This window comes from Paenibacillus sp. 01L418 (genome assembly GCF_056400045.1).
The window spans coordinates 1-5,938 of the sequence record NZ_JBFTSN010000395.1 but is presented as its reverse complement, the minus strand read 5'-3'; the positions used below and the strand labels follow the sequence as shown (position 1 = coordinate 5,938).

At 44.6% G+C, this 5,938-nt stretch carries 5 protein-coding genes and 1 pseudogene; 5 read left to right on the top strand and 1 reads right to left on the bottom strand.

Going from position 1 to position 5,938, the window contains the following annotated elements; translation table 11 throughout:
• A pseudogene (locus tag AC1DSE_RS28620) lies at positions 1 to 142 on the bottom strand (alpha/beta hydrolase); the annotation flags it as partial.
• A 290-nt stretch (positions 143 to 432) separates the two neighbouring features.
• Between AC1DSE_RS28620 and pdhA the strand changes: the two are divergent.
• The 5 genes from pdhA (at position 433) to AC1DSE_RS28595 (ending at position 5,879) form a co-directional block, all read left to right on the top strand.
• Entirely contained in the window at positions 433 to 1,500 is a 1,068-nt protein-coding gene (gene pdhA / locus AC1DSE_RS28615; protein WP_339202659.1) for a pyruvate dehydrogenase (acetyl-transferring) E1 component subunit alpha, read from the top strand.
• A 20-nt stretch (positions 1,501 to 1,520) separates the two neighbouring features.
• Entirely contained in the window at positions 1,521 to 2,498 is a 978-nt protein-coding gene (locus AC1DSE_RS28610; RefSeq protein ID WP_477528583.1) for an alpha-ketoacid dehydrogenase subunit beta, read from the top strand.
• A gap of 14 nt (positions 2,499 to 2,512) precedes the next feature.
• The gene (locus tag AC1DSE_RS28605) at positions 2,513 to 3,862 is read left to right on the top strand and encodes a dihydrolipoamide acetyltransferase family protein (RefSeq protein ID WP_477511826.1); all 1,350 of its coding nucleotides are present in this window, start codon (positions 2,513 to 2,515) and stop codon (positions 3,860 to 3,862) included.
• A gap of 3 nt (positions 3,863 to 3,865) precedes the next feature.
• Positions 3,866 to 5,281, top strand: a complete 1,416-nt coding sequence (gene lpdA / locus AC1DSE_RS28600; protein ID WP_076265847.1) for a dihydrolipoyl dehydrogenase — start codon at positions 3,866 to 3,868, stop codon at positions 5,279 to 5,281.
• 112 nt (positions 5,282 to 5,393) lie between these two features.
• Positions 5,394 to 5,879 carry an acyl-CoA thioesterase gene (locus AC1DSE_RS28595; RefSeq protein ID WP_441882416.1) on the top strand — a complete coding sequence of 162 codons (486 nt, stop codon included), beginning with the start codon at positions 5,394 to 5,396 and terminating at the stop codon, positions 5,877 to 5,879.
• The last annotated feature ends 59 nt before the right edge of the window (positions 5,880 to 5,938 follow it).

Below are 5,938 nucleotides of genomic sequence, written 5' to 3'. Positions count from 1 at the left end.
GGCAATAGACGACCGGGTAGCTAAGCACCTCGTTATAACCTGGCGGCAAAAAGATACGTAAATTGCGGCTTTGTTCAGCCAAATATCGGCTTGGCACGGTTTCCTTTACTATTGTTCTCTTCAAATATCGCTCGTCTGTCATTTCTTTCTCTCCTATCGGTTGAATTTATTGAATGGAAAACATCTGTTGTGGGTAAACAATAGAAAGACAATCAAAGGAATCACATCTATTTCTGTCTTGTTGTATTATGCTGTTATACTAATAAATAAAGTCTGTAGCATATACAATTTCTTAAAAGAATGATGAGAATCAGCGAAAAAACAACGGTTTTTGTGTTTTTTGCTTTGACCATTTTCATTAAACAGGTTTATAATAATTCTATAACAGAGGTAAACGATTTTCAAATATTTCGATTGAGGTGAGCGATCAAAATGAGCAAATTGCCATACGAAGTTCAAACGGAACCGGTAACTCCGCTATCTGTCTTGTCACTCGACGGGGAAGTTGTTAACCCGGACTTATTGCCGGCTTTGTCTGATGATCAATTAAAAGAAGTTATGTACCGCATGGTATTTACTCGTACATGGGATGAGCGTGCTGTTAATTTAGGTCGTCAAGGAAGACTTGGCTTTTACGCTCCAGTATCAGGTCAAGAAGCATCAATGGTTGGTAGCGAATACGCGTTAAACAAAGATGATTTCATTTGCCCAGGATACCGTGATATGCCACAGCTTGTATGGCATGGTTTGCCATTGTACCAAGCTTTCCTATATTCTCGCGGACACCAACAAGGTGGTCAAATTCCTGAGGATGTACATGTTCTAATGCCGCAAATCATTATTGGCGCACAAGTATTGCACGCAACTGGCGTAGCAATGGCATTTAAGAAAAAGAATGAAAAACGTGTAGCTATCACTTATACAGGCGACGGCGGTTCGTCAGAAGGCGACTTCTACGAAGGCATGAACTTCGCAGGCGCTTATAAGCTGCCTGTCATTTATGTTGTACAAAACAACGGCTATGCTATTACTACACCTTACTCTAAGCAAACAGGCGCTTTGTCTGTTGCACATAAAGCTGTTGCTGCTGGTATCAAAGGTGTTCAAGTGGATGGTATGGACGTACTTGCTGTTATCAAAGCTGTTCAAGAAGCAGCAGAGCGCGGCCGCAATGGCGAAGGCGCTACTTTGATTGAGCTTCTAACTTACCGTTTCCGTCCGCATTCCTTGGCGGATGATACGACTAAATACCGTACAAAAGATGAAGAAGCAGAATGGGCTTTAAAAGATCCGCTTGTTCGTTTCGGTAAATATCTAGAGAAAAAAGGCTTGTGGACTGAAGAAGACACAAACCGTGTGAAAGATGAAGCAAAAGCAACTGTAACTGAGCACATCAAAAAAGCTGAAGCAGTTGAAAAAATGACTGTAGCGGGCTTGATCGATAGCATGTTCGAAACAACACCGCAATACTTGGAAGAGCAAAAGGACGATTTTCAATAGAAGAGGAGGATCTGACGATCATGGCTCAAATGAATATGTTGGAAGCAATTCGCGATGCGATGCGCGTAGAACTTAAACGTGATTCGAACGTTGTCATCTTTGGTGAGGACGTAGGTAAAGTCGGCGGAGTATTCCGTGTGACAGAAGGTTTGCAGGATGAGTTTGGTGAAGATCGCGTATTTGATACGCCTCTTGCTGAGTCAGCTCTTGCAGGTATGGCAGTTGGTATGGGGTTGCAAGGCTTCCGTCCAATCGCTGAAATTCAATTCGTAGGTTTTATTTATGAAGCGCTTGACCAAATGTTTRTCCAAGCTGCTCGTATGCGTTACCGCTCTGGCGGTCGCTACAACTCACCAATCGTATTCCGTACACCTTTTGGCGGCGGCGTTAAAGCGGCTGAGCTGCATACAGATTCCCTTGAAGGTCTTGCTATTCAAACGCCGGGTATCAAGGTTGTCATTCCTTCAAACCCGTATGATGCAAAAGGCTTGATGATTTCTGCAATTCGTGAGAATGATCCTGTATTTTTCATGGAGCACTTGAACTTGTACCGTGCGTTCAAGGCTGAAGTTCCTGAAGGTGAATATACAGTTGAGATCGGCAAAGCAAATGTTGTTCGCGAAGGCAGTGACGTAACGATCATTTCTTATGGTCTTATGGTTCACACAGCTGTCAAAGCAGCAGAAGAACTTGAAAAAACAGGCGTGAGTGTAGAAGTTATCGATCTTCGCACACTGCTTCCGCTTGATATCGATACAATCGTTGCTTCAATTAAGAAAACAAACCGTGCTATTGTCGTTCAAGAAGCACAAAAAACTTCTGGCGCAGCAGCAGAAATCATTGCTCAAATCAATGAAAAAGCTATTCTGCACTTAGAAGCTCCAGTACTACGTGTTGCTGGTCCGGATACTGTATATCCGTTTGCTCTAGTTGAGGATGCGTGGCTTCCTACGGTAGCACGTATTTCTGCAGCAGTTAACAAAGTACTGAACTTTTAAAGGAGGTTAAAGCGGTGGCTAAATTCGAATATCGTTTCCCAGAGCTCGGCGAAGGTTTGCACGAAGGCGAAATCATTAAAGTGCATATCAAAGTCGGAGACACGGTTACAGATGATGACATTATTATGGAAGTTCAAAACGATAAAGCGATCGTCGAAGTGCCTTGCCCAGTAAATGGTAAAGTACTCGAAGTTCTCGTAAAAGACGGACAAGTTTGCCACATTGGCGAGGTTGTTGCAATCATTGATGCAGAAGGCGAATTGCCAGAGCAAGCTGAACCAGCAGCAGCTGAAGCACCTAAAGCAGAAGCACCTAAAGCAGAAGCTCCTACAGCGGCGGCAGCACCAGCAGTTGAGGCGCCTAAAGCTGAAGCTCCTGCAGCACAAGCAGCAGCTGCTCCTAAAGCAACTGGCGGTCTTGTACTAGCAACACCTAGCGTTCGTAAATTTGCACGCGAGCAAGGCGTAGACCTAACACAAGTAGGCGGAACTGGCAAAAACGGACGTATCACTCGTGATGACGTAACTGGTTTTGGCGGCGCTCCTGCTGTTGCAGCTACAGATGCATCTGCTCCTTCAGCTGAACAATCAAGCAACGCAGAAGTTGCAGCTAAAGGTGCTGGCGAAGCTAAACCTGCTGCAGTATCGGCTGGAACACCGTACCGTCCGGAAGAGCGCGTACCATTCAAAGGTATTCGCAAAATCATTGCTAACGCAATGTCGAAATCGGTTTATACAGCTCCACATGTTACGATCATGGATGAAGTTGATGTAACGGAGCTAGTAGCACTTCGTGCTAAATATAAGCCTTATGCTGAGAAAAAAGGCTCCAAGCTTACGTACTTGCCGTTCATCGTGAAAGCTCTTGTGGCAGCATGCCGTGAGTTCCCGATCTTGAACGCAACGCTTGATGAGGCTAATCAAGAAATCGTTCTTCGCAAATTCTACAATATCGGTATCGCTACAGATACAGATAACGGTCTAATCGTGCCGGTTATTGAAGATGCAGATCGTAAAAACCTATTCAAAATTGCTGACTCGATCCGTGATCTAGCTGCTCGCGGCCGTGACGGTAAACTTGCTGCTAACGAGCTTAAAGGCAGTACAATCTCGATTTCCAACATTGGTTCCGCTGGCGGTATGTTCTTCACTCCAGTTATCAACTTCCCTGAAGTTGCAATTCTTGGAACAGGCAGAATTACTGAAAAAGCAATTGTTCGGGGTGGTGAAATCGTAGCTGCTCCTGTAATGGCTCTTTCACTTAGCTTCGATCACCGTCTTATCGACGGCGCTACAGCTCAAAACTTTATGAATTACATCAAAACACTTCTGGGTCAACCAGAACTGTTCATAATGGAGGTATAAGACATGGTTGTTGGTGATGCTTCCCTAGATATTGACACTCTAATTATTGGTGCGGGCCCAGGCGGTTATGTAGCAGCGATTCGTGCTGCTCAACTTGGTCAAAACGTACTCATCGTGGATAAAGAACATGTAGGCGGCGTATGCTTGAATGTGGGCTGTATTCCATCGAAAGCACTTATTTCCGCTTCACATCAATATGAATCAATCAGTCACGCTTCCGCATTCGGTATCGAAGTTGGAGAAGCTAAGGTTGACTTTACTAAAGTGCAAGAGTTCAAAAACGGCATCGTGAAAAAATTGACAGGCGGCGTTGCTTCTCTTCTGAAAGCAAACAAAGTCCAATATTTCCAAGGCGAAGTTATGTTTATTAACGAAAACGAAGCGCGTGTATTCAACGATCAAGAAGCGCCTCGCTACCGTTTCAAAAACTGCATTATCGCTACAGGATCACGTCCAATTGAACTAAAAGCTTTCCCTTTCACTGGCCGTATCGTATCTTCAACAGGCGCATTGTCCTTGCCAGAAATTCCGAAGAGCCTTGTCGTTATCGGCGGCGGCTATATCGGTATCGAGCTTGGTCAAATGTACTCCAAATTCGGCACAAAAGTTACAGTAATTGAAGGCTCCGACGCGATTTTGCCGGGCTTTGACAAAGATATGTCCAACATCGTTGCGAAGAAACTAAAAAGCACGAATGTGGATATCATTACTGGCGCACAAGCAAAAGGTGCTGAGCAAACAGATAAAGATGTTACTGTAACTTATACAGTTGGCGATAAAGAAGAGAAAGTAACTGCGGATTACCTGCTCGTAACGGTTGGACGTCGTCCAAATACGGATGGTGAGCTAGGTCTTGACCTTATTAACGTGAAGCTGTCCGATCGTGGACTAGTTGAAGTTGATGAGCAATGCCGCACTAACATTCCTCATATTTATGCGATTGGCGATATCATTGCTGGACCTGCGCTTGCGCACAAAGCAATGTACGAAGGCCGCATCGCAGCTGAAGCCATTTCGGGTCAATCTAGTGTTATTGACTACAAATGTGTACCAGCAGTTTGCTTCTCTGATCCAGAATGCGCAAGCGTTGGTTTCAGTGAGAAGGAAGCAAAAGACAAAGGTCATAATGTAAAAGTTGGCAAATTCCCGTTCGCAATCAATGGACGTGCAATGTCGCTTAATGCAAATGAAGGCTTTGTTAAACTCGTATCCGATGCAGACTCCGGTCTTGTACTTGGTGCGCAAATCATCGGTATTGAGGCTTCCAATATGATTGCTGAGCTTGCTTTGGCTATCGAAATGGGCGCAACTCTTGAGGATATCGCACTTACAATTCACGCGCATCCTACACTTGGTGAAATCGTGCTTGATGCAGCTGAGGTTGCACTTGGCCACCCGATCCACACTTTTATTAAATAAATCGCAATAATGCTATCGTTTTGCGACAACAGAGGTCACGCGGCTCTCCAGCCGGCGGGGCCTCTTTGCGCTTCAAGAGCTTTAATCCAACAAATAGGAGGCGTACACGAGCATGGAACAATCAACGAAACTGGCTAGAGAATCGCGAACAATTATGACGCAGCTGATCTTTCCTTTGGACACGAATCATTTTGATACGATGTTTGGTGGAAAGCTGATGGAGTACATGGATAAGGTTGCTGCGATCTCAGCCATGAGACATGCACGTATGCAAGCTGTAACCGCATCAACGGACAGTCTTGATTTTTTGGCGCCGATTCGGGTCGGAGAAGTTATTGAGGTTGAAGCCTTTGTTTCGTGGACACATCGTAGCTCGATGGAAGTGTTCGTGTCCGTTCAATCCGAAAATTTGTTCAGTGGGGAGCGCAAAACGACAGTTACTGCTTTTTTCACTTTTGTTGCAATTGATGATCATGGCAAACCTGCTATTGTTCCAACTGTCGTCCCAGAGACAGAAGAGGAGATAAAGCTGCATCTTTCCGCTCCTGAGAGGCATGCGCTGCGAAAGAAACGAAAGCAGGACAGAAATCCTGGTTGATGATATAATTAATTGTTATTTTTCTGATTTTTTTCATGATAGGGAGCAATGTCCAAATG